The organism is Mesorhizobium sp. M0664, assembly GCF_040320565.1.
Classification (GTDB): Bacteria; Pseudomonadota; Alphaproteobacteria; order Rhizobiales; family Rhizobiaceae; genus Mesorhizobium.
Map to the genome: position 1 here is coordinate 1 of NZ_JAMYPW010000055.1, position 21,950 is coordinate 21,950.

The following is a 21,950-nucleotide window of genomic DNA, read 5'->3' on the forward strand; positions in this document are numbered from 1 at the left end:
CCGGACATATGGACGCAAGCGATCGAAAACGACGCAAAACAACCGTTGCAGGCAGGGCGCCGTCCACATATGGATCCCAGGGTCTGCGCGACGTCGCTTCGCTCCTGCTCCGCCCTGGGATGACGAAGGTGTGGTGTCATATGCTAATCGCCAGCGTCGGAGATTGGCGGATGTAGCTGGTCGGCAGCGAACGTTTGCAGTTGCGACACTCCCAGGCGTTAACCCCAACGTTCTCAGATCGCCTGCTTTTTGCCATCCCTGGTCGGCATCAGGTCGACGCCGTTGACCTTGCCGATGTGCGTCGCCAGCATCGGCACGTACTGATCGGCGGGGCCGGTGGCGAAGGCGCCGGCGAAGGCGTTCTTGGTGGCGTTGCCGAGCGGGTTGGCGATGCCGGCAGCACCCGCCATCGATTCGAGATAGGTGAGATCCTTGAAGGCGTTGGCGATGGTGAATTTGTGCGCGTCGCGGTCGCCTTCCAGCGTCCAGCGCATGAAGGTCTGGTAGAAGCCGCAATCCATGCGGCCGTTGCGGATGACGCTGTCGAAGCGCGGCGGCGAGATGCCAACCTTCTGCGCCAGCGCCAGCGCCTCGGAATAGATCGCGGCGTAGCCGAGCGAGATGAAATTGTTGAGCAGCTTCATGCGATGGCCGTCGCCGGTATCGCCGATATGGACGATGCGCCCGGCCCAGGTTTCGAGCACCGGCTTCAGCCGGGCAAAGACCGCATCGGGCGCGCCGACCATGGCGTCGAGCGTGCCTTCCCAAGCCTCCTTCGGGGTGCGGCTGAGCGGGGCATCGACATAATCGACGCCGAGCCCCTTGATCTCGGCGGCCAGCGCCACCGTCGAAACGGGATCAGAGGTCGAGCAATCGACGACAACCGATCCCGGCTTCAGGCCTTCCTTGAGACCGCCTGGGCCGCGAATGATGGCTTCGACCTCGCGCGAGCCGGTGACGCAGATGAAGACGATATCGGATGCCGCCGCGACGTCGCGCGAGGTTGCCGCTTCCCTGGCGCCGCGGCCGAGCAGGTCTTCCGCCGGCTTGCGGTTCTTGCGGCCGAGAAACGTCAGCGGATAACCCTTGTCGACGATGTTCTTCGCGATCCCATGCCCCATCAGGCCAAGCCCGATGAAGCCGATCTTTTCGCTCGCGGCGGTCGTGTTCATGTCGTTTCGTCCTATTTGCAGTGATGGATGACGGCGCTGCACATTGCCGGCGAATTGTTGAAGCGGGTTTTTGCCGCATGCCATGGCAGGCGATTGCAGAGTTCGGTATTGTCTGACAATACACATGAATCTTAGGGAGAGCAAAATGACGAAGCGGATCATGTTCACCGGCGGCAGCGGCAAGGCCGGGCGCCACGTCGTGCAGTATCTGGTCGAGCAGGGCTGCCAGGTGCTCAACATCGACACCAAGCCGCTCGACAATCCCAAGGTGCGCACGCTGATCACCGACATCACCGACAGCGGGCAGGTGTTCAATGCGCTGTCGAGCTATATCGGCCTGCATGAATTCGACCCGTCGCTGCGTACGCAGCCGGTGGATGCCGTGGTGCATTTCGCGGCGATCCCGCGCATCATGATCACGCCCGACAATGAGGTGTTCCGCATCAACGCGCTCGGCACCTATAACGTCATCGAGGCCGCGGTGAAGCTTGGCATCCGCAAGGTGGTGATCGCCTCCAGCGAAACGACCTACGGCCTGGTCTTCGCCAACGAACCGCGCAACCCGACGCATTTTCCGCTCGACGAGCCGTACGACGTCGACCCGATGGACAGCTACGCGCTGTCCAAGGTCGTCAACGAGAAGACGGCGCGCGCCTTTGCGCTGCGCAGCGGCTTCGACATCTACGCCTTGCGCATCGGCAACGTCATCGAGCCGCATGAATATTCGCTGTTTCCGAAATGGTTCGCCGATCCAGGTTTCCGCAAGCGCATCGCCTGGAGCTATATCGACGCGCGCGACCTCGGCCAGATCACGCTGCGCGCCATCGAAAAGGACGGGCTCGGCTACCAAGTGTTCAACGCCGCCAACGACGACACCTCGTCCGATCTTCCGACAGCCGAACTCCTGAAGCGGTTTTATCCCGACGTGCCGGTCCAGGGTGAACTTGGTGAATACGAGACGCTGCTCTCCAACCGCAAGGCGCGGGACATGCTCGGCTTCCGGCCGGAGCACAGCTGGCGGAAATACGTCAAGACGGCCTGACGGGGGCAGCTGACGCGAAACCGGCACTGGGCCGGCCCCGAATTGCTCGTCATGACTCCAGGCTCACACCCGCTACTACCGATGCGCGCACACCCTACGTTCAGGTGTTCGCCGTCGGGTTCATCCATACGATTTCCCAGACGTAGCCATCCGGGTCTTCAATGTGGCGGTTATACATGAAGCCAAGATCCTGTGCTGGGTTGGGATCGGCGCGACCGCCCGCCGCGACCGCGCTGGTCAGTGTTGCATCGACGGCATCGCGGTTATCCACCGTGAGGGCGATCATTGCCTGGCTGTCGCGCCGTGCGTCGCCGATTGGGCGTGTGGTGAATTCGCGGTAGTGGTCATGGGTCAGCAGCATCACCCCGATCGTGTCCGAGAACATGAGCGAGGTGGATTTCTCGCCCGAAAACTGCGGGTTCACGGTGCCGCCTAGCGCCACGTAGAACGCCGTCGACGCCGACAGGTCACGGACAGGCAGGTTCACGAAAATCATTTTGGGCATCGATTTCGCTTTCTCCAGGGCTGCGCGCTGCGCTATTGTCTTGCTGCAATGTTAGTAGATGCAATGTATCTTGATTGCAAGATACATTTTGGCGAGGGAATATTTGCCATGGATCGCGCCGAGGCCGCAGCTAAGCAATGGGCCCGCGAGCGCCCCGATCTTCCGTCGTTACCTGTTGAAACGGCAGGTCGTCTGCTTGATGCCGCCGCGCGGGTCATCCGCGATCACATGAACCCGTTGCTCAAAGAAGCAGGCCTGAATGTTGGTGAGTTCGATGTGCTCACGCCGCTCAGGCGCGCCGGTGAACCCTATATGCTTTCACCTACTCAGCTCTACGAATCGGCAATGATCTCCTCGGGCGGCATGACCAGCCGCCTGGACCGGCTGGAGCGCGCCGGGCTGGTTGAACGACGCCCCGATCCCAACGACCGGCGTGGCAAGCAAATTGCGCTGACGACCGGCGGCAAGCGCGCGATAGACGATTTGATCGGTCCAATGGTGGCGCTCGAAGAGCAATTAATCTCCGTGCTGACGCCGGCGGAGCAGGAAACTCTTAATGCTCTACTTAAGAAATTGCTGACAGGCCTCTAATGCGACGCGCACCTCGCGCATCGTCCTACATTAGGTATAGCCTGGACTGTCGGATCCGAATATCCCCAGTCTGCAATCTGTCTAGAATCATAAACGTACTCTTGTGGGTCGTCTGGCGTCAAAGCTCTAAAGCCATCTCCATCCGGTTATACATCGAGAAAGCCGAAGCTATCAGCACAGACAGCTGGACATCTTGATCAGACGCGCCAGCACTGAGCGCAGCATCGATGTCACTCTTTGTCACGCTGAGCGCTTTGGCATCAAGCTTAACTGCAATCGCAATTAGCGTCGCGGGTGTCGCGGCCAAGCCGGTCGAGCCGGGCGACGACCAGCTCGTCGCCGGGTCGGAGAAAGTCGATGATAGTGGCAAGTTCGGCTCGCCCGTCACGGCTGGCACCGGAGACCTTTTCCGACCGAATGATGCCGCAGCCTTCGGCCGTCAACTTGGCGGTGTGCGTTTCGAGGTCCTGGTCGGGGTGCTGACGCGGGCGTAGCCAATTCGGCTCATGGGTGTCACCTCAAGGTTTAGGCCCGAGGGTAGACTGTCACAAATAGTCGATGTCAACCCAGATGTTACACAGGCTTTGCAGCTAGGTGTTACGTCACCTCAGGGCATATCCTGATCTTACTGTAAGCTGCTATGCGTCGGCTACCTCAAGAAGTCCGGCATGAATAGCGGGCACAATTAGCTTACTGGGACCACGAGCCTTCTCACCGATAATCTCCACTCGGTACTTGGCGCGGCTGACGGCCACATAGAGGCGGTTGTGGGCAGCATAGGACAAGAAATTTTTACTGCTTTCACTTTCGTCTTTGGAAGTCGGTGGAACACGGCCCCCGTCGATGCCCACTGCCACCACAGCATAAAACTCCAGTCCTCCCACATAGTCGGCATGGCCTATTACCACCTGACCGGATCGATTGGCAGCCTCTACCGCGCGCAAATCCCCGCGGCGTTTGAGGATAATGTAGGGTTTGTTCCGTTTCTCGGCGAACGCCGCTAAACTCTCCACAATCTTTTCGTCGAGTGACACAATCAGTATGTCACTCCGCCGACAACTCAAATCACTCTGGAGAATCTCGGTGCGGGCGAAAGCCGCCTCAATGAGAGCCTCGTCATTAGCCACGTTGAAATACCGCGGAATGGCAGCTAGCTTTTCATCGACGTCTGTAAACGCGGAACCAGCGGCCTCAACCGGATTATCAAAATTCGTGAAAAGCATCGCCCCCGAGGCAACAATAGAAAAAGACAAATTGACGATCTGAGTTGAAGATCGAAAAATCGTCTTGAATTGATTGCGTTCCTCCGTTCGATTCTCCTTAGACTGGGTTATGGCCGTACCAATCTCAGTCGTGGTCCATCCTCGATCGCCAACCGCCTGAGAGCGGTCTACCGAATATATAATTGGATAAGGTCCCTCAGTCTTGGTAAAATAGTGGAATAGATGCAACTCATTAATGTTAAATAGGTGGGTTTCGTCTACGAATATCGAATCGTAGCCATCGCGTACCCGCCTCCTGCGCCAAATAGGTGTATCTAGCTGTCCAATCGCAGTTAAGACGACGTCATCAGTATCGAACTGCCCAGCATCACCCAGTCTGGCCTGATACTTCTTAAAAACTGTAAATATAAATCCCTTGTCTGCTTCTGTTGAGACCGGTATTCCATACTTAAGCGGCAGGATTTTCTTATATTTGTCGAGGTCCTCCGAGGCGCGACCTTTGATAATAACACTAATTTCGTGCTGGAGCATCTCGGCGATTTTCCAGTTGTCTTCATCTCTTAAGAACGTCGTCAGTTCCGGCGACAGGAAGCGCTGATGTGAAGGGAGATCAATGGTTCTGGCTTCCTCGAAGGCTTCCGAGACGTAGAGAAGCTGAAGCTCTTTCGACTCCATCGCGTCTCGGTCGATAAACTCAGATTCGCTAATGTGCTGCCGCAACTGTTCTGCGCACAGGTCGCTTAGGGTACAAACCTTCAGCGAATGATTTGAGGACGACCGATCCCGCTCTGCAAAGTTAAACGGATCGATGACCGATAGAAACTCCTTCACCGAACTTCGCGTAGCATCGCTGTGAGTGACAAATACGATATGATTTGGCTCTTGGGCGCTTTCAGCTCGTGCAAGGGCGTGGATTGCCTTTAACATCAGGCAAAGCGTCTTGCCGGTGCCTGCGGCCCCTTCAATTCGGTGGGCACCGATGATGGGGGCCTCCACGAAAGCGCGCTGTTGAACTGTTAAAAGGGGCTGCCAATCTCCATAACTGCGAAATATGGATGTCGTCGCATCCCCATTGGCCTCTCCCAAATCAGACACCTGAAGTTGGTCGACCTTAGGCCCGTTGGGAACAGCGGCTCCTGCTAACACCCGTGACTCTTCCTTTATCGACGGAAGGTCGTCATAGGCCTTGCGGAAATTGGTGAGTTCGGCCACTTCCCGGACAGCATCCCCGGCTTCGTACCCCGCTTTGTATGCCAGCAGGAATTTCCCCGCACCACCGCGCTTAGCTAAGCGTTCAGCCATCGGTTCCCGCTCGATAACAACCCGGAAAGGAGTGGGCTTATACTGAAAAGGAAACAATACGACCTTGCTACTGCCGGATATTATCTTTTCAGAAAATGTTAGGCTCAGACCCTGCCAGAGTTTTTTTGCAAGACGAAGCAACTTCTGCACCGCAAACAGAGCCTCGAAATCATTTAATTGCTTGAAGAAATCTGCGGACTCTGCATCAACTACAAGGAATCTCGCGTCTCGAGAAATATCGGGAGAGACTATTGCCAACCCGTCCGCACTGCGGATCACTTTGATGTTCGCCGAAATGGCAAACTGGCTATCTCGACCGGCGAGAACGTTCAGAAATTCTTTTCCCTGCTCAAATTCTGAAGACTGAAGAAATCGGCTTGCGACGATCTCATCGATCGCCCCGGAGTCGAACATTATGTATTTCATCCAACTACCCTTTGGGAATCTGGAATGCGCGAACACACCGCGTTTATGTAGTCCCGATCGGCATCGGTCACGCCGATCCGACCGAACATCAGAGAAAAAGTTTGCAGAATATGCTCGATATCAGGCGAGGCGATTTCACTAATTGGCATAGAGAAATCGTCAACTTGAAACGAAATATAAGACGGCCAAGACAATGGACCTTGCGCGTCTAAGGTGCGGGCATCAGCACCCCGAGCTATAGTCATGGCTAAGCTGCGAGGAATAAAAGTGACTTCCCGCATAAGCGCTACATATCCGCGCGGCTCTTTCACCATCGAACACTCGTGACAAAAAATAATGACCACTCAGATTGTGGCGGATTAATTCTTCCAGCAAGCGCTTTTTTTGCGCGTCAAATTGCTTGTAGAGGTTATCGATACAAAGAGAGATATTTCTTTGGAAGGAGGCTAAAAATTCACAAACTTCGACGATGTCAAAGAATTGCTTCGCTGGCTTTTTCCCCTTGGAGTAATCATCCAAAAAAAAGCTATCAAATATCTGCCGTGGAGATTGAGAGTTCAAAAGACTCTCTGCAATTCCGGCCGTTTTAAGTGCTCCTTTCAATTTTCCGGTCGTATCGGCTGATGCACGAGAAAGCATTAAATCTAAACCATCAGTAACAAGCCAATCGTCCAAAGAGACAACCGGGACATAGTTCAACATAGGGAATTTCTCTTGGGCAAGGTCGCAGCGCGCGGTGATTATCAAGCCGAAAACTTGACGCCCGTCGTAACGTTCTGCTTTGGCGCATGTGAAAATTACGCCTTGGTTCAATCGACCGATTTTGGGGGAACGAAGTTCCATTGCCTTTGATAAGCCTCCGGAGATTCTAGGGATTTGGAATTTGCGACCGTGTCTAGACTATGTCAACGACTGCGCCGCCTAGTACCATGGGTGTGCCAATCCATTCCTACCGAAGGGACCGAGATCTAGAGCGCACTAGTTTTCCTGAAGTGCACTTTTCTTGCAATGAGCTGACGATGGGAAGTACGGCGACATGGCAGACCAACCAAAATTTCATCACTATCTACCCAGCTTCTATCAGGCCCAATTGGGCGGCGAAGACGGTCGGCTATTTCGGTACAGAAAGGTCTTTGGAGACAAAATCGACCGCTGTGGGTGTATCCGACGCAGTCTGGCGGTGAGGACAACCTTTATTCGGATTCCGCAAAAGCGCCCGACGGGGCGACAATGGGTTGAGAAGACCTTTATGTCGCCCCTCGATTCACAAGCGCACAAAGCCCCAAGAATGATTGGGACCGCGCCTCTGCCTCTGAATCAATGAGTCCTGACCCTACTTGTCTTTCCAGAATTCGGCCTGGAGTTGCGCCGCTTCATCGGCAAGCAGCGGGCCGATGACTTCAGTCGGACGCTGCCCGGCTTCGAAGACGATCCTGCAGGGCAGGTCGAGTGTGGGGTTCTCGACATGTGCGCCCGTCACCCGCTTGAGGTCGTGTTCGCTCTGGCCAAAGACGACCCGTCCAATGCCCGCCCAATAGATTGTCCCGGAGCACATCGCGCAAGGTTCGGCCGAACTGTAGAGCGTGCAGGAGGCCAGCTTTTCGAGGCTGACATTCATCCCTGCCCACGAGGCCAGCAGCCTTTCGGCATGAGCGGTGCGGTCGCCGCCGCCGGCTTTGTAAGCGTTGGGCTGCTCGCGCAACACATTGCCGTCCTTGTCAGCGAGCAGCGAACCAAAGGGATGTTCGCCGGCATCGCGGGCCTTGCGCGCGACTTCGAACGCCTGACGGAGCAGGCGCTCATCATAGGGGCGTTGTGGCATCGGCAGATCCTCCGGCAGCTGCAGCGGGATCTTTGCCGTCGTCAATCACTTCGTCGGCTTCCTCGCCTGTCGCAATGCGCATGACATGGACTGCGTTGCCGATCACATCGGAGGGCGCTTCTGGCCTCTAGGACCGGTTGGCATAGGCTGGCTTCCCAAGTGTCCGGGCATCATTCATGCAGTCGGCCTTTATAGCCTCATAGTCCGGGCCCTGCCGTTCAACCGAGCGTCCGTCATAATGGCGACCGCTAAATCGGTACACGCCAGCTGAGACCTCGCCAGAGGTAAACGTCCAACCTTCCAATGCGTCTTGATTGTGATCGCTCACGATTGCTCCCATGCTTTCCGGTAAGCATACAGGAGCTCAGCCCGATATGGGAAATGCATGTTGCATTCCGTCAAATTTCAAACTGAGACACTACCGGCCCCTGGCGTCACTGGCAAGCGTTGGGAAATCAGTGATATTGTCGCGCTGATCCAAGCCAAAGAGGCAGAGAAGCCTATGGTTCGCGGCCAAAAGCAGGGAGTGAGGACATTTGAAGTACGAGTGGGCGAACAATCCTCACTTGTTTATTCCAATAACAGCATGTGTCGTTGTCTTGGCCCTGAGTTTCGCAGCCATGTTCGTCGCACTCCTAAGCATAATTCTGCGCACCGATTTCTATGGGTCAATCGATGACCAGAACCTTCCATGGGGCGAACGACTGGGGAAGCGAGACGCAAGGCTTCGTGCTGGATTTTGGTCAGCGCGCTTCCTGATACCGCGCCGGGTGATTGCATATGGTGCTGTGGTGTTCTTCTGCAGCTTCGGTGCGGTTGAGCTTATTTTAACCGTCTTCGGCCATCCGTCTTGATCGAATTTTCAAACTGACCCACTCCCGCCCAGGCTCAAGCCTCGTTGCGGCTAGGGCGTTGAGCCAGCCAGATGCTGCCGATGACGAAAACGACGCCGGCGATTTGAGGCAAGGTCAGCGTCTGATCCAGGATTACCCATCCGAGCAGCACGGCGGTCACCGGGCTGAGGAAAAGCAGCGATGACACCACCGAAGATTCGAGTCGCGCAATGCCCCGGAACCAGAGGACATAGGTCAGCGCCGCACCGATCAGGCCGAGCCACACCAGTCCAAGCAGGTTGGCCGCGGTAGGGAACGGGATGGGTGGTTCGAAAAGCAGGACAACCGGAACGAGAAGGAGACCACCGGCAGTCAGTTGCCATGCGGTAAAGGCGAGCAGCGATGCTGGCGGCTGCCACTTGCGGCCCAACACGCTGCCGAAGGCCATTGAGGCCGCCCCGGCGAGGCCGGCGGCAACGCCGACCGCATCGAGCGTCGCGTTCGGGGTCAGCACCAGCAACGCGACACCGGCGATCCCGACAAGGGCGGCGACGATCGCCAACCGGCGGACAGGGCTGGCAAGCAGGGCAGCAGCGAGGAAAATCACAATCAACGGCTGGACCGACAGCACGGTCGCCGCGACCCCGCCCGGAAGCCGGTAGGCGGCGACAAACAACATGCTCAGGAAGATCGAGATGTTGAGGGCTCCGAGGACGAAACTGCGCAGCCACCAGATGCCCGTCGGCAATTGCCGGACGATCGCCAGCAGCAGCAATCCGGCGGGCAGGGCTCGCAGCATTGCGACCGTCATCGGCGAGAAGTTCGGCAGGAACTGCGTGGTGACGATATAGGTGCTGCCCCATATTGCCGGTGCGATGGCTGTAAGCAGCAGATCGGAACGGTGCGTCTTCATAAGATTTCCAGAACTTCGGCAAGAGGGCGGCGCGGCTTTTGCGGCCAGTTTCCGGGCGCGGCGCGGCCGACCGCGATGAGCATCACCGCCATTTCATTGCGCGCAAGGCCAAACTCGCGGGCCACGCCTTCGGCATCGAAGCCTGCCATCGGACCGGAGACGAGCCCCAGCGCTTCGGCCGCGAAAATCAGCGTTGCGGCGCCAAGCGTTGCCGAGCGCACGGCTTCGTCGCGGGCCGCTAGAGGATCGGCATATTGGGCGCGGGCGCCCTCCCGCCACCCCGAAGCCATATCCGCCGGCATGAAGCCGGCTTCGACGAACGGACGGAGCCTGGCATCGAGGGCAGCGTGGTCGGGCAGTACGCCGCAGATGATGAAGGTGACGGCTGCCTCCTGCACCTTGGCCTGGCCATGGGCGAGGCTGCGCAATCGTGCCTTTGCTTCCGGCGTCCGCACCGCGATGAACCGCCAATTCTGAAGGTTGTAGGCGCTTGGCGCTCGCGTTGCGAGACGTGCCAGCTCCTCGATCTCGGCGTCCGTCAATTCGTGCGAGGCATCGAACCGATTGGCCGACATGCGCCGCTCGATAAGGGAAATTGCGGGGTTGGTCATCATGTCATTCCGAAACTGAGAAAGTCGTTCGGGAAGCAGATAGAGAATTTACCAAGGAGCGATAATATGCAACAATTGCAAGACATTATTTACTGGAAGAGAATGGTGCGATGGATCGCCTGACGGCGTTGCAGGTTTTCCGCCATGTGGCGGAACTGAACAGCTTTGCCGAAGCCGGACGGCGGCTCGGTCTCTCGCCTCCCGCTATCAGCAAGAACATCGCCGAGCTGGAGGCGCATCTGGGGGTGCGGCTCATCAACCGGACAACGCGGCGCATGGCGCTGACCGAAGAGGGCAGGATCTACCTGGAGCATGTCACGCAGGGGCTCGATGCGCTGGCGAGGGCCGACCAGGTGCTCGGCCCGATCAAGACGGCGCCGAGCGGCACGTTGCGGGTCAGCGCGCCGATGACTGTCACGTTGACGCGGCTTTCGGCTGCGATCCCCGCGTTTCTATCGCGCTATCCCGATTTGAAACTCGATCTGCATCTTGACGACAGACGCGTCGATATCGTGCGGGAGGGATTTGACCTGGCCATTCGCGGCAGCGACAATCTCGAGGATTCCAGTCTGGTCGCCAGAAAGCTTGCGGTCATGCCGCACGTGCTTTGCGCAGCTCCGTCCTACTTCGAGGAGCATGGCCGGCCCAAAACGCCTGCCGATTTGAAGACGGCCAATTGCATCCGGTTCAGCCTCTCGGGGCATGCGGACATATGGGAATTCCGCAAGGACGGCCGCGCCGAGCGGATCGCCATCGACGGACGATATACGGTCTCGTCAAGCCTTGCCGTGCGCGATGCGCTGCGCGCCGGCTTCGGCGTCAGCCTGATCCCTTATCCCTATGTCGAGAGCGACCTTAAAGCAGGCCGGCTGCAATCGGCTCTGGATGATTGGGACAAGGTCGAAACCACGCTCTACGCGATCTATCCGGCACGCCAGCATCTTGCCCCGAAAATCCGCGTCTTCCTTGATTTCCTGATCGAGGAATTCAGCCGGAACAAAGAGAAACCGTTCGTGCCTCCCCGGCGTGAACGCTTGGCAAAGCGCGGTGTCGGCGAGGGGACGGAGGCGGAAAATCAAGCTGAGATATTGCCGTCGATTTCATCTCCTTGACACGCCTCCAAATCCGGACTTTGTGGAGCTATGCAGGACGCGAAGCCGAATAAGGGAAAGACAGCGGCCGAGGCGTTCGCCGAACGCACGAGCGGTATTCGCCGGGCCGATGCGGCGCGCATGCCGGGATCGAGCGTGCATGCGTCGCTGGCCAACGAGATCGGGCTGAGGATCGTGCGCGGCGATTATCCGCCGGGAACCATCCTGCCCAACGAAGCCAAATGGTCAGAGACCTTCGACGTCAGCCGCTCGGCGGTGCGCGAAGCCATAAAAATGCTGATGGCGAAGAGCCTGCTGTCGTCACGTCCCAAAATCGGCAGCTGGGTCGAGCCTAAGGAACGCTGGAACCTGCTCGATCGCGACGTGCTGGCCTGGTATGCGACCTCGCCGGACCGCGAGGTGTTCCTCAGGACCGTGCAGGAATTCCGCCACATCATCGAGCCGGAGGCCAGCGCCTTTGCCGCCATGCGACGCACCGACGAGCAGATGGCCGAGATCAGCCAGGCCTGCCGCGAGATGGGCGAGGCGACCAACCTGCAGGAGCGCACCCGCGCCGACACGCGGTTTCACCTCGCCATCCTGCGCGCCTCGGGCAATGATCTGCTGGTGCCGCTCGGCGTGCTGATCGAATCGGCATTCGATCATCTGTTTGCTTATACCACGCGGGAACTCGACGATTTGCAGCATGCGCAGAGGCTGCATGAGGCAATCGAGAAGAGCATCCGCCTGCAGCGGCCGGACGCGGCGCGCAATGCGGTGCGCAAGCTGCTGGCCAATACCGACAGCGTCATCAAGTCCAGATAGCCGCCGCCACACATTCAAACAGTCGGATTGTGTCGGTGCGGCCGCCGATGGTGCGCGCTTGACCAATGTTTGCCGGCGAGGTTTCGGCACGAATGGTTCCCGTCAATCGATACGAATGGGTCTGTTTGACGAACCGGCTGCCGATTAGCTTCCAGATGCGCAAGTCGCTTGGGTCGACCTTAACAACAAGCATAGGGGAAATCGGCATGAGCATGAAAAATGGGCTATCGAAAATTGGCTTCCACGTCAGCCGGGTTGTCGCCATTTCGGCGGTGGCCTTGCTGCCGGTCTTCGGCGCAGCGGCCATGGCGCAGGACAAGGATATCTCGATCTATTTTGTCGGCTGTGCCGCACCGACGGGCTTTCATGGCTATCTGGCACGCGGCGCCGAGGAGGCCGGCAAAAACCTAGGCGTGAAGGTCACCTATATTTTCCCGGATCAGCTTACCATTCCAAACCAGGTGCAGAAGATCGAGGAGGCGATCGCCGCCCAGGCCAACGGCATCGCCATCTGCGCCTTCGCCGAGGATTCTTCCTATGCCGATGTCGCCGCGCGCGCCAAGGAAGCCGGCATTGCCTTCGGCAGCGCCGCCGCGCCGCCGTCCGGTTCGCAAGTGCGCGATCCCAACGATTTCTTCCTGTTCCGCACCGGATCTGATGAAGCGGCGGCGGGCAAGTTGACGGCGCAGCGACTGGTCTCGATGGGCGTCAAGGGCCGCGTCGTGGTCGCCAATCAACAGCCGGGCGACGCGAGCTGCCAGCTCAGGGCGACGTCGCAGATCGATGAGCTCAAGAAGGCCGGCATCGAGGCCGACTTCCTCGAACTGACCATGGATCCGGGCCAGCAGGCGGAAGCGCTGTCAAATTACCTGCGCGTGCACCCCGATACGGCCGCGGCCACGAGCACATGCGACGTGATCGATGGTTTCCTCTCCGCCAAGGCAGATAGCGGCCGGGACGACCTGGTGCTCACCGGCTACGACATCGTCGCGCAATCGCTCGATGCGATAAAGGATGGCCGGCAGGCGTTCACCATCGACCAGCAGCAGTTCTGGCGCGGCTACATGCCTGTGCTGCTCCTGACCCACTACCTGAAATACGGCCTGATCGAAGGTAATTACTTCCTGACCGGTCCGACGGTCGTCGACAAGGACAATGTGGAGCGCGTCTCGGCATTGGTGAAGGAGGGCTATCGCTGATGCACGCCGCCCAAAAGTCCATCAGTGGTTTTTGGACGACAGCAAAAACCTAGCACGCGTCCAGGACGGGCGGCCAAGCCGCCCGTTCGCCATCTTCGTGGCCACTCTTGTATCGGGGTGACGGCATGAACGAACAGCCCGGGCCGAATGCGGCCAACAAGCCTTCCTCCCGTGTGGTCGCCGGCGAGGCGCTGAGACGGCTGATGCTGCGGCCGGAGGCGACGTCGATCGCGGCCGTCGTCATCCTGTTCCTGGTCTTCACCGCGCTCAGCCCGCAGCTTTTCCCCACCAGGCTGTCCTACATCAGCATCATGGCCGTCGCGGCCGAACTCGGTATCGTCAGCGTCGGCGTCACGCTGCTGATGATCGGCGGTCACTTCGACTTGTCGGTGGGCGCGGTGCTCGGACTCACCTCGTTCGTCTGCGTGGTGCTGATGCGCGACTTCGGCCTGCCACCGATCGTAGCCGCGCCGGTCGCGGTGGCCGTCGGAGCCGCGCTTGGCTGGGCCAACGGCATGATCGTGGTCAGGTTCCGCATCCATTCCTTCGTCGTGACGCTCGGCACCATGCTGATCTGGCGCGGCATACTGATCGCGCTGACCGGCGGCTTTCCGATGACGGTCGCCATTCCGCCTGGATTCAAGGCCATAATGGCGGGTCCGCTGCTTGCCGGCTTTCGTATGTCGATGCTGTGGTTCCTGGCAATCGGGCTGGCAGGCACCTTCCTGCTGGCGCGCACCAGGTTCGGCAACTGGATCCAGGCACGTGGCCAGAACGAACAGGCGGCGCGCAATCTCGGCGTACCGGTGGACCGCGTCACCGTCATCCTGTTCATGATCACATCGGCGCTGGCAGCCATCGCCGGCGTCATCCAGGTTGCCCGCTTTTCCTCCGTCGACGCGTTGCGCGGCGAGGGCATCGAACTGCAGGCGGTAGCCGTTACAGTTATCGGCGGGACGCTGCTGGCCGGCGGCTACGGCAGCGTCATCGGCACCATTCTCGGAGCCGTCACCTTCGGCATGATCCAGGTCGGCCTGGTGCTGGCAGGCGCTCCCGGCCATTTCTTCCGCACGCTCACCGGCGTCATTGTCGTCGGCGCGGTCATCCTCAATACCTCGGTGGCGCGCCGCATCGCCAAATCCAGGCCGATGGGCGGCTTCAAGCGCGACAGCAGTGCTGCCGACGCGGCGATTGCCGGCAACGCCGCAACGGCGGAGACACGCCCCGCCGGCAGCCTGGCGAAGGAGAAGACGCGATGAGCGAGCCGTCTGGCCTGGATGCCCAGCGCGGGGTCCGGCTGCCGGCCGGCAGCGGCTCCGACGACCTGATCCTTCGCCGCCCTCCGGTCGAGCCGGTCGCTGCCGGCGCGGTGCCGGTGATCGAGGCTGTCAACCTGTCGAAAGGGTTCGGCGCCACGACCGCGCTGGTCGACGTGTCGCTAAGCGCCTATGCCGGACGCATCCTGGCGCTGCTCGGCGACAACGGCGCCGGCAAATCGACCTTGATCAAGATCCTGTCCGGCGTCTTCCCGCCGGACAGGGGAGAATTGCGCTTCAACGGCGAGAAGGTGGCTTTCGCCAACCCGGCTCAGGCGCGCGAACGCGGCATTGCCACGGTGTTCCAGGACCTTGCCGTCTGCGAATTGCTGTCGGTCACACGCAATGTCGTGCTCGGCCGCGAACCGCTGAAAGGTTTCGGACCGTTCAAATGGCTCGACATGAAACGCGCCGACGACATGGCGCGCTCGGCGCTGCATCAGCTCGGGGTGCGCTGGGAACGCGGCCTGGACGAACGCGGCGTCAACATCTCCGGCGGCGAACGCCAGTCCCTGGCAATCGCAAGAGCCATGTTCTTCGGATCGTCGCTGCTTGTGCTGGATGAGCCTACGTCGGCTCTGGCCGTGCGTCAGGCAGGCCGGGTGCTCGAGCACATTCTCAGGGCACGCGAGCAGGGCCAGGCGGTCATCCTGATCACCCACAATTTCCGTCACGCGCTCTCGGTGGCCGACGATCTGGTGGTTCTGGCGCAGGGGCGCGTGGCGGGCCGGTTCCGGCGTGACGAGATCGAGCTCGACGAATTGACCGACCTCGTTGCCCGTGTCGGGTGAGATGACAATGCAGCAGTTCAGGAGCAGGAAATGACCGTAAAGACCGCAAGGAAGCGTGTCGTCATCCACGAGGACGACGTCGGCATGAGCCATGGCGCAAATGTCGCGTTTTTCGAACTGTCGAAGTTCGGCACATGCAGTTCCGGTTCGGTGATGGCGCCATGCCCGTGGTTCCCGGAAGCCGCTCAGATCGCCGTCGCCAATCCCGATTTCGACCTCGGCGTGCACTTGACGCTGACCAGCGAGCAGAAGCCGTATCGCTGGCGTCCGCTGACCAACCCGCCCAAATCGGCTGCGATAACTGACGAGTTCGGCTATTTCTGGCCGACCGTACCGCAGGCGCGCAAAGCCCATCCCGATGCGGTGGAAGCGGAACTGCGTGCGCAGATCGAATGCGCCATCGCTGCCGGCATCGACATCACCCATCTCGACGCTCACATGGGCACGGCGCAGATGCCGGAATTCATCGCCATCTATCGCAAGCTCGGCCGGGAATACCGGCTGCCGGCGCTGCTGGTGAAGGACCTGTCGGGCTACAACCCGGCGAGCTATGCCGGTGAGCTGGACATTGCCCGCTACGATGCCGAAATCGTAAAGGCGCAAGCGGCAGGCGAACCGGTGTTCGACATCGTTTTGGAAACGCCTTGGGCGCGCAAGACGGATGCGCAGACGGCCTACCACGCGATGTTTGCCAGAATCCCGGAGGGGTTGAGTTTCCTGTCGCTGCATTTCAACACGGTAGGCGATTTCGAGGCGATCAATCCTCCGGATGCCCATCTGCGGACCGAGGAATACGCGTTGTTCAAGACGGCGCGCGTCAAGGCGTGGATCAGCGAGTTCGACATCGAAGTGATCGGCATGCGCGGCATGCGTGATGAACTGCGCGCCGCCAAGATCTGAAAGCCGACGATCTTATGAGGCCAGATGCCGCCGGGTCAGCCCGATCAGCAGCGCCTGGTCGCGGGCGGCGTGTTCGGGTGGGTTGACGACCGCATCGCCATTGACGATCGCTGCCCAGAAGCCACGCATCTCTTCGACGAAGGCTTCGGCGTAACCGGCACGCAAATCTTTCTTCGACAGCGTGTGACCGTCCGAGGTCGTCACCGTCAGCCGGGTCGGATGATGGTTGAGCCAGGGCGAGGGGAATTCGAGCTCGAGGCTGGCATCGTCGAAGAACAGCGTTATCCGCTCCTTGTAGTCGGCGAGCTTGGGCACGATGAGATGCGTCATGGTCCACAGTGCCTGCCCGTCCAGCAGCCTGACGGCGCCGTGGCCGCCGTCGCCATTGGCAAAGATCTGCGCGCCGGCGACCTCGCCGTCCGGCACGCCGAGCGCATCGAGCAGGCCATGTACGGCATTGACATCGTGAATCAAGGCCGAGCTGTAAGCGCCGGTAAATCCACGGAAAGCGAGATCGGTCAGATGCACGCCGACGGCCTCTTCGACCTGGCGCTTCTGCTTTGCGGCGACAGTGGCGACCATGTCTTGTGGGATATCGGTACCGCGCCTGTAGGGCTGATGGGCGATGAACGGCCAGGCGTCGGGATCGTTTACCTCCACCGAGACCGCGCGCAGCGTGCTCGATGTTCCAGGCAGCGAAGCGAGCGCCAGCCGGTAATTCGGGTCGAAGCGCTTCATATAGCCGACCTGAACGATTTTCCTGACGGCATCGCGCGCGGCGATGATCCCGGCGATTTCCGCCAGCGAATAGCAGAGCGGCTTTTCGCAAAAGACATGCAGGCCAACCGCCAGCGCCGCCAGCACCTGTTCGTGATGCAGCGGGTCCGGCGAGCCGATCACCACCGCGTCGAGGCGTTGGTCGAAGAGCTGGTCGATCGTTTCGAAATTGGCAATGCCATGGGTGTCGGTGACGAACTGCCGCGAAATTCTGGAGGGATCGGCGACCCCGACCAGCTCGAACAATTCACCAAGGCGCAGCAGATTGGGGATATGCTCGACCTGCGAGATCATGCCGGCGCCGACGACCCCGACGCGTATCCTGCTCATTGGATCATTCCCCGCAATGTCCGATTGTCTGCTCAAGCCGCCGCAGGCGACCGGTTGCCGATCTGGGCGAGCAGGCCGGCAATCTCCGCTTCGACCGCCTTCAGATCCTCACCGCCCGACATGATCGAGATGACCTCGTCGCGCGAGATTTCCGATTTGGCGTAGGTGCCGCGATTGCGGCCGCGGTTGAGCAGCGTGAAGGTGTCTCCGACCGGATAGGCATGGTGGATGTTGTGGCTGATGAAGATCACGGCCAAACCCCGCATGCGTGCTTCGATGATGAACTTCAGCACCATCGCCGCCTGGTGGACGCCGAGTGCGGAAGTCGGCTCGTCGAGGATCAGCACGCGCGCGCCAAAATGCACGGCGCGGGCGATCGCCACCGACTGGCGCTCGCCGCCCGACAGCGTGCCGACGGCCTGCGTCGGATCGCGCACGTCAATGCCGATATCGGCCATCGCCTGCCTGGCAATGGTGTTGGCGCGCTCCTTGTCGATGCGCGAGAAGGGCAGGCTGCTTTTGGTCGGCTCGCGGCCGAGGAAGAAGTTACGGGTGATCGACATCAGCGAGATCATGCCGAGGTCCTGGAACACCGTTGCCACACCGAGCTCCTGCGCGTCGCGCGGGCTGCGGAAGGTGACCGGCTTGCCGTCGACCAGGATTTCGCCCTTGCTCGGCCGATAGACGCCGGACAAAACCTTGATCAGCGTCGACTTGCCGGCGCCGTTGTCGCCGAGCAGGCAGTGGACCTCGCCCGGATAGACCTTGATGTCGATGTCCTGGAGGGCACGCACCGAGCCGAAATTGACGCTGACGCCGCGCAGTTCCATTGCCGGTTCGGTCATTTCGGCCGGTTCGGTCATTTGCCGCCTCCGCGGCCGAGCGCCTTCAGCCTGATGTAGTTGTTGACCAGCACGGCCATCAGGATGACGATGCCGAGGAAGACCTTGAACCAGTCGGTGTCGATGCCGGTGTAGAAGATGCCCATCTGCACCAGCCCGAAGATCAGCGCGCCGAACAGCACGCCATAGACGGTGCCGTAGCCGCCGGTGAGCAGCACGCCGCCGATGACGGCGGCGATGATCGCCTCGAATTCCTTGAGCAGGCCGCGCGTGGTGTCGGCGGAGCCCGCCTCCATCACCTGGATGGTGGCAAGCAGCGTCGCCGCGCAGGCGGTGTAGACGAACAGGCTGATCTTGACGCGATCGACCGGCACGCCGACGTTGCGGGCTGCGATCAGGTCGCCGCCGGTGGCGAAGATCCAGTTGCCGTATTTCGTCTGGGTGAGCACGTAGCCGGCCAGCGCCGTCAGGCCGAGCCACCAGACGATCGACATCGGAATGCCGGCGACGAAGGGAATGCCGTCGCTGCGGGTGGCTATCCAGCCTTGAGCGCCCATCCAGTGGAACAGGCCGGTGAGCAGATGGCCGTTGAAAATGCCGGCCGTCGCCGGATCCGGTGCGCCTTCGAGTATGTAGGGGATCTGCGTGCGGCCGGTGACGGCGCGGGTGATGCCGATCGACAGTCCGCGCAGGATATAGAGGGTGGCGAGCGTGACGATGAAGGAGGGCAGGCGCGTCTTCACCACGATCAGGCCGTTGAGATAGCCGGTGAGCATGGCAACGGCGAAGGCACAGGCGATGCCGCCCCATAGCGGCAGGCCCCAGTACTTCACCGTCAGCCCGATGACGACACCGGCAAAGCCGACCATGGAGCCGACCGAAAGATCGAACTCGCCGGCGATGATGAGGAGTGCTGCCGCGGTGGCGACGATGCCGAGCTCCGCCGACAGCGTCAGGAAGGTCATCGATCCCTGCAGCGAATAGAGGTTTGCCGCGCCCGGCAGCAGCGCAAAGATGATGATCGTCGCAAGCAGCCCACCGGCGGCACCGGCTTCCGGCCGGCGCAGCCACTGGGTCAGCTTGCCGGTGCTGGCCAGCCGCTCGTCGGCGCCGGCGGCCCGCTTCGACGTCATGCCGAAGCGGTCGGTCGCCTTCAGTTCGCCCGGAGATATAGCCTTGTCTTCCACGACCGCCATTAGGCTCTCCAATCGCTCAATTCGCAATCTTCGAACGGATCGGGAGTGCGCTTGGCGCATTCTCCCGTTCCGTCGGAGCGCTTGCCTAGCGGATGCCCTCTTTGGCGAGCGCCAGGATCGCCTTGGCTTTTTCCGGCGAATCTATGAACAGCGGTCCGGTATAGGCGTTGTTCTGCGGCCAGAAGCCGTGCGTCGCCTGCTCGACCAGATAGATCACCGGCAGATAGCCCATCAGATATTGCTGGGCGTCCATGCCGAAGCCCATTTCGCCGGCGACGACAGAATCGAGGACCTCCGGGCTGATGTCGAATGTGTAGAGCTTGAGCTTGCCGAACAGTTCCTTGTCGCGGAACATCGGGATCAGCGGGTTGGCGGCGGTGGCGCCAAGCGCAAAGACGGCCTGCGTGTCGGGATGCGCCGACAGATAGGCTTCCGTGCGGCGCTGGATGTCTGCGGGATCCGGCGCCACGGCCAGAACCTCGGTGCCGCCGCCGGAGGGCTTCAGCCCGTCATTGAGGCCCTGGCAGCGCTGGTCGAGGCTGACATTGCCGACCTCGTGGTTGATACAGACGACCTTGAGCGTGCCTTCCTTGGCCAGCCGCTCGCCGGCCTTCTTGCCGGAATCATATTCGGAAACGGTGCCGACATAGAGCGTCGTGCCGAGCTCGGCGCCTTCCTTTTCGCCGGAATCCAGAACCACCATGGGAATATTGGCGGCAAGCCCGGATTTGACCGATTTGCCGAGCGCATTGGCGTCGGCGATGGAGACGGCGATACCGTCCGGCTTGGTGGCGATTGCGGCGTCGAGAAGCCGGGCCTGCTCGACCACGTCGAAGACCTGCGGCGCGTAATATTCGACCTTGGCGCCGGTAAGGGCGGCCGCGTCATCGACGCCGCGCTTGACCACCGACCAATAGGGATCGGACGCCGACCCATGCACCACGAAGGTGATGCGGACGTCCTTCGGATCCTTGAGACCCGCAGCATACGCAATGCCTGTCATCAGGCCCGCCGAAACGAAGACGCCCAATGCCACTTTCAGAAGAGTTTTCATCTTATTCTCCCATTTGTCGTTGCAGTTCCAATCCCTCTGGCGCCGTTTTCCGGCCGCGACGATCGGCTCACGTTGCGGATCGGGTGGCCGCTTTGCGGGCCTTTGCCGACGCCGATCGCTGTTCGCCCACGTTGTTGCCGCGGGCTGTTGTTGATGATCGCCCGGCCGAGAGCGCTGCGCGAAGCTCCTCGCGCAACGGCTTCATGCCGATGACATCGATCGGCTGTGCGGCGAGCCAGTCGCGAAAGCCCTGGTCGCGGAACAGCTCGTACTCTTCGGTGCGGATATAGGCGGAGCGCGGCTCGATAAGCTCGAGTTCACCGGGCGCGTTGCAATGCAGGCAAAAGAAGGTCAGGCCGTCGCGCACACCGTCGATGAGCGCCTTGTAAGCCGGCTCGATCGGCCTGGAGCGCGGCCGGCCCCAGGTCGTCTGGATGGCGGCGTCGAAAATGGCAAAGCCGCCGGCACGGGCCAGCGCCACGCCGCGCTGGAACGCCTCCTCGGTGACGCCGACCAGATTGTCGTTGGGGGAATAGGCGGACAGCGTCTTGGTCAGCAGCACCGGCAGCTGATATTCGAGCCCGAGCTTGATGTAGATGTTGCAGAATTCCGGCGACAATGCCGCTCCCATATGCGCGTCGAGGTGGGTGACGTCGATGCCGGCGCGATAGGCGGTGTCGATCTGGGCGCGAAGCTCGGCCTCGACCGCCTGCGGCACCGCCTTGCGGCGCGTGGTCGCCACATCGGGCCAGAAGAAGCCGAACTCGTCGGTCAAGCCGGCCGCCCGCGACGGCGCGGTCAACGGCCGCCATTTGTAGTGCTGCTTCTCGCTGTTCAGCGTCAGGTGGACGCCAAGGTCGACGGCAGGGTTGGCGACGGCGCTTTCGGCCATTTCGAGGAACCACGGGCACGGCACCATCACCGCGCCGGAACTGCAGACACCCAGCCCGCTCAATTCGAGGAAGGCGCTGTTGGCGCCGTGGCACATGCCGACATCGTCCTCGTGGAGTACGATCCGTTTTCTGGAGCCGGCGGCGTTCACGAACGGCCGCCTTTCCGCCGGCACGCCGGTTTCGAGGGTCTTCCAAAGTGTGTCCCGTATTTCATGGAACCAACCGTTTGCCCAACTGGCCGGAATGGAACGCCGAAACCTGCCTTTCCGACAGGGCCACTTTGGCGAATTCGGATG

General features: G+C 60.5%; 20 protein-coding genes and 1 pseudogene. 8 read left to right on the top strand and 13 right to left on the bottom strand.

What is annotated here, in order from left to right:
• Positions 1-233: 233 nt before the first annotated feature.
• A complete protein-coding gene (locus NKI39_RS29950) occupies positions 234-1,172 on the bottom strand; it encodes an NAD(P)-dependent oxidoreductase (RefSeq protein ID WP_352836350.1) in 939 nt (312 codons plus the stop codon).
• A gap of 145 nt (positions 1,173-1,317) precedes the next feature.
• Here NKI39_RS29950 and NKI39_RS29955 point away from each other — a divergent pair, with 145 nt between their 5' ends.
• Entirely contained in the window at positions 1,318-2,214 is an 897-nt protein-coding gene (locus NKI39_RS29955; protein ID WP_352836353.1) for an NAD-dependent epimerase/dehydratase family protein, read from the top strand.
• 100 nt (positions 2,215-2,314) lie between these two features.
• Here NKI39_RS29955 and NKI39_RS29960 read toward each other — a convergent pair whose 3' ends face one another.
• Positions 2,315-2,719 (bottom strand): VOC family protein, encoded by a 405-nt coding sequence (locus NKI39_RS29960; protein ID WP_352836355.1) that lies wholly within the window; start codon positions 2,717-2,719, stop codon positions 2,315-2,317.
• Positions 2,720-2,827: 108 nt separating this feature from the next.
• On the opposite strand from NKI39_RS29960, the gene NKI39_RS29965 reads away from it, so the two are divergent.
• A complete protein-coding gene (locus NKI39_RS29965; protein WP_352836358.1) occupies positions 2,828-3,310 on the top strand; it encodes a MarR family winged helix-turn-helix transcriptional regulator in 483 nt (160 codons plus the stop codon).
• Positions 3,311-3,597: 287 nt separating this feature from the next.
• On the opposite strand, the pseudogene NKI39_RS29970 reads toward NKI39_RS29965, so the two are convergent.
• From NKI39_RS29970 to NKI39_RS29995, 6 genes and pseudogenes are all read right to left on the bottom strand, one after another.
• Positions 3,598-3,818 (bottom strand): annotated as a pseudogene (locus NKI39_RS29970) (recombinase family protein); the annotation flags it as partial.
• 130 nt (positions 3,819-3,948) lie between these two features.
• Positions 3,949-6,261: a UvrD-helicase domain-containing protein gene (locus NKI39_RS29975; RefSeq protein WP_352836361.1), complete on the bottom strand. Its 2,313-nt coding sequence runs from the start codon at positions 6,259-6,261 to the stop codon at positions 3,949-3,951.
• A 222-nt stretch (positions 6,262-6,483) separates the two neighbouring features.
• Positions 6,484-7,104: a hypothetical protein gene (locus NKI39_RS29980; RefSeq protein WP_352836364.1), complete on the bottom strand. Its 621-nt coding sequence runs from the start codon at positions 7,102-7,104 to the stop codon at positions 6,484-6,486.
• Between the two features lie 490 nt (positions 7,105-7,594).
• Complete coding sequence (locus tag NKI39_RS29985) at positions 7,595-8,083, bottom strand: nucleoside deaminase (RefSeq protein ID WP_352836413.1); 489 nt, start codon at positions 8,081-8,083, stop codon at positions 7,595-7,597.
• An 888-nt stretch (positions 8,084-8,971) separates the two neighbouring features.
• Positions 8,972-9,829, bottom strand: coding sequence for an EamA family transporter (locus NKI39_RS29990; RefSeq protein WP_352836367.1), 858 nt, complete (start codon positions 9,827-9,829; stop codon positions 8,972-8,974).
• Positions 9,826-10,440, bottom strand: coding sequence for a nitroreductase family protein (locus tag NKI39_RS29995; RefSeq protein ID WP_352836370.1), 615 nt, complete (start codon positions 10,438-10,440; stop codon positions 9,826-9,828). Before NKI39_RS29995 ends, NKI39_RS29990 begins: the two co-directional genes overlap by 4 nt.
• Before the next feature lie 110 nt (positions 10,441-10,550).
• Here NKI39_RS29995 and NKI39_RS30000 point away from each other — a divergent pair, with 110 nt between their 5' ends.
• From NKI39_RS30000 to NKI39_RS30025, 6 genes are all read left to right on the top strand, one after another.
• On the top strand, positions 10,551-11,552 hold the full coding sequence (locus NKI39_RS30000; protein ID WP_352836373.1) for a LysR family transcriptional regulator: 1,002 nt from the start codon (positions 10,551-10,553) through the stop codon (positions 11,550-11,552).
• A 30-nt stretch (positions 11,553-11,582) separates the two neighbouring features.
• Positions 11,583-12,356 (top strand): FadR/GntR family transcriptional regulator, encoded by a 774-nt coding sequence (locus tag NKI39_RS30005; RefSeq protein WP_352453268.1) that lies wholly within the window; start codon positions 11,583-11,585, stop codon positions 12,354-12,356.
• A 206-nt stretch (positions 12,357-12,562) separates the two neighbouring features.
• Entirely contained in the window at positions 12,563-13,555 is a 993-nt protein-coding gene (locus NKI39_RS30010) for a substrate-binding domain-containing protein (protein WP_352542459.1), read from the top strand.
• A gap of 125 nt (positions 13,556-13,680) precedes the next feature.
• On the top strand, positions 13,681-14,814 hold the full coding sequence (locus tag NKI39_RS30015; protein ID WP_352836376.1) for an ABC transporter permease: 1,134 nt from the start codon (positions 13,681-13,683) through the stop codon (positions 14,812-14,814).
• The gene (locus NKI39_RS30020) at positions 14,811-15,662 is read left to right on the top strand and encodes an ATP-binding cassette domain-containing protein (RefSeq protein WP_352836379.1); all 852 of its coding nucleotides are present in this window, start codon (positions 14,811-14,813) and stop codon (positions 15,660-15,662) included. The genes NKI39_RS30015 and NKI39_RS30020 overlap by 4 nt, the downstream gene beginning before the upstream one ends.
• 30 nt (positions 15,663-15,692) lie before the next feature.
• Complete coding sequence (locus NKI39_RS30025) at positions 15,693-16,562, top strand: polysaccharide deacetylase family protein (protein ID WP_352836382.1); 870 nt, start codon at positions 15,693-15,695, stop codon at positions 16,560-16,562.
• A gap of 12 nt (positions 16,563-16,574) precedes the next feature.
• On the opposite strand, the gene NKI39_RS30030 is transcribed toward NKI39_RS30025, so the two are convergent.
• From NKI39_RS30030 to NKI39_RS30050, 5 genes are all read right to left on the bottom strand, one after another.
• On the bottom strand, positions 16,575-17,669 hold the full coding sequence (locus NKI39_RS30030; RefSeq protein WP_352836385.1) for a Gfo/Idh/MocA family protein: 1,095 nt from the start codon (positions 17,667-17,669) through the stop codon (positions 16,575-16,577).
• A 32-nt stretch (positions 17,670-17,701) separates the two neighbouring features.
• Positions 17,702-18,514 carry an ATP-binding cassette domain-containing protein gene (locus NKI39_RS30035; RefSeq protein WP_352684808.1) on the bottom strand — a complete coding sequence of 271 codons (813 nt, stop codon included), beginning with the start codon at positions 18,512-18,514 and terminating at the stop codon, positions 17,702-17,704.
• Between the two features lie 14 nt (positions 18,515-18,528).
• Positions 18,529-19,644: an ABC transporter permease gene (locus tag NKI39_RS30040; RefSeq protein ID WP_352836416.1), complete on the bottom strand. Its 1,116-nt coding sequence runs from the start codon at positions 19,642-19,644 to the stop codon at positions 18,529-18,531.
• A 148-nt stretch (positions 19,645-19,792) separates the two neighbouring features.
• Complete coding sequence (locus NKI39_RS30045; RefSeq protein ID WP_352836388.1) at positions 19,793-20,761, bottom strand: rhizopine catabolism ABC transporter substrate-binding protein; 969 nt, start codon at positions 20,759-20,761, stop codon at positions 19,793-19,795.
• Between the two features lie 67 nt (positions 20,762-20,828).
• A complete protein-coding gene (locus tag NKI39_RS30050; protein WP_352836391.1) occupies positions 20,829-21,803 on the bottom strand; it encodes a polysaccharide deacetylase family protein in 975 nt (324 codons plus the stop codon).
• Between the last annotated feature and the right edge of the window lie 147 nt (positions 21,804-21,950).

Coding starts and splice junctions, on each gene's coding strand:
- NKI39_RS29975 (WP_352836361.1), bottom strand. CDS start 6,261: ATGAAATACATAATGTTCGACTCCGGGGCGATCGATGAGATCGTCGCA.
- NKI39_RS29980 (WP_352836364.1), bottom strand. CDS start 7,104: ATGGAACTTCGTTCCCCCAAAATCGGTCGATTGAACCAAGGCGTAATT.
- NKI39_RS30025 (WP_352836382.1), top strand. CDS start 15,693: ATGACCGTAAAGACCGCAAGGAAGCGTGTCGTCATCCACGAGGACGAC.
- NKI39_RS29965 (WP_352836358.1), top strand. CDS start 2,828: ATGGATCGCGCCGAGGCCGCAGCTAAGCAATGGGCCCGCGAGCGCCCC.
- NKI39_RS30010 (WP_352542459.1), top strand. CDS start 12,563: ATGAGCATGAAAAATGGGCTATCGAAAATTGGCTTCCACGTCAGCCGG.
- NKI39_RS29985 (WP_352836413.1), bottom strand. CDS start 8,083: ATGCCACAACGCCCCTATGATGAGCGCCTGCTCCGTCAGGCGTTCGAA.
- NKI39_RS29995 (WP_352836370.1), bottom strand. CDS start 10,440: ATGACCAACCCCGCAATTTCCCTTATCGAGCGGCGCATGTCGGCCAAT.
- NKI39_RS30015 (WP_352836376.1), top strand. CDS start 13,681: ATGAACGAACAGCCCGGGCCGAATGCGGCCAACAAGCCTTCCTCCCGT.
- NKI39_RS30020 (WP_352836379.1), top strand. CDS start 14,811: ATGAGCGAGCCGTCTGGCCTGGATGCCCAGCGCGGGGTCCGGCTGCCG.
- NKI39_RS30030 (WP_352836385.1), bottom strand. CDS start 17,669: ATGAGCAGGATACGCGTCGGGGTCGTCGGCGCCGGCATGATCTCGCAG.
- NKI39_RS29955 (WP_352836353.1), top strand. CDS start 1,318: ATGACGAAGCGGATCATGTTCACCGGCGGCAGCGGCAAGGCCGGGCGC.
- NKI39_RS30000 (WP_352836373.1), top strand. CDS start 10,551: ATGGATCGCCTGACGGCGTTGCAGGTTTTCCGCCATGTGGCGGAACTG.
- NKI39_RS29990 (WP_352836367.1), bottom strand. CDS start 9,829: ATGAAGACGCACCGTTCCGATCTGCTGCTTACAGCCATCGCACCGGCA.
- NKI39_RS30005 (WP_352453268.1), top strand. CDS start 11,583: ATGCAGGACGCGAAGCCGAATAAGGGAAAGACAGCGGCCGAGGCGTTC.
- NKI39_RS30035 (WP_352684808.1), bottom strand. CDS start 18,514: ATGACCGAACCGGCAATGGAACTGCGCGGCGTCAGCGTCAATTTCGGC.
- NKI39_RS30045 (WP_352836388.1), bottom strand. CDS start 20,761: ATGAAAACTCTTCTGAAAGTGGCATTGGGCGTCTTCGTTTCGGCGGGC.
- NKI39_RS30040 (WP_352836416.1), bottom strand. CDS start 19,644: ATGACGTCGAAGCGGGCCGCCGGCGCCGACGAGCGGCTGGCCAGCACC.
- NKI39_RS29950 (WP_352836350.1), bottom strand. CDS start 1,172: ATGAACACGACCGCCGCGAGCGAAAAGATCGGCTTCATCGGGCTTGGC.
- NKI39_RS29960 (WP_352836355.1), bottom strand. CDS start 2,719: ATGCCCAAAATGATTTTCGTGAACCTGCCTGTCCGTGACCTGTCGGCG.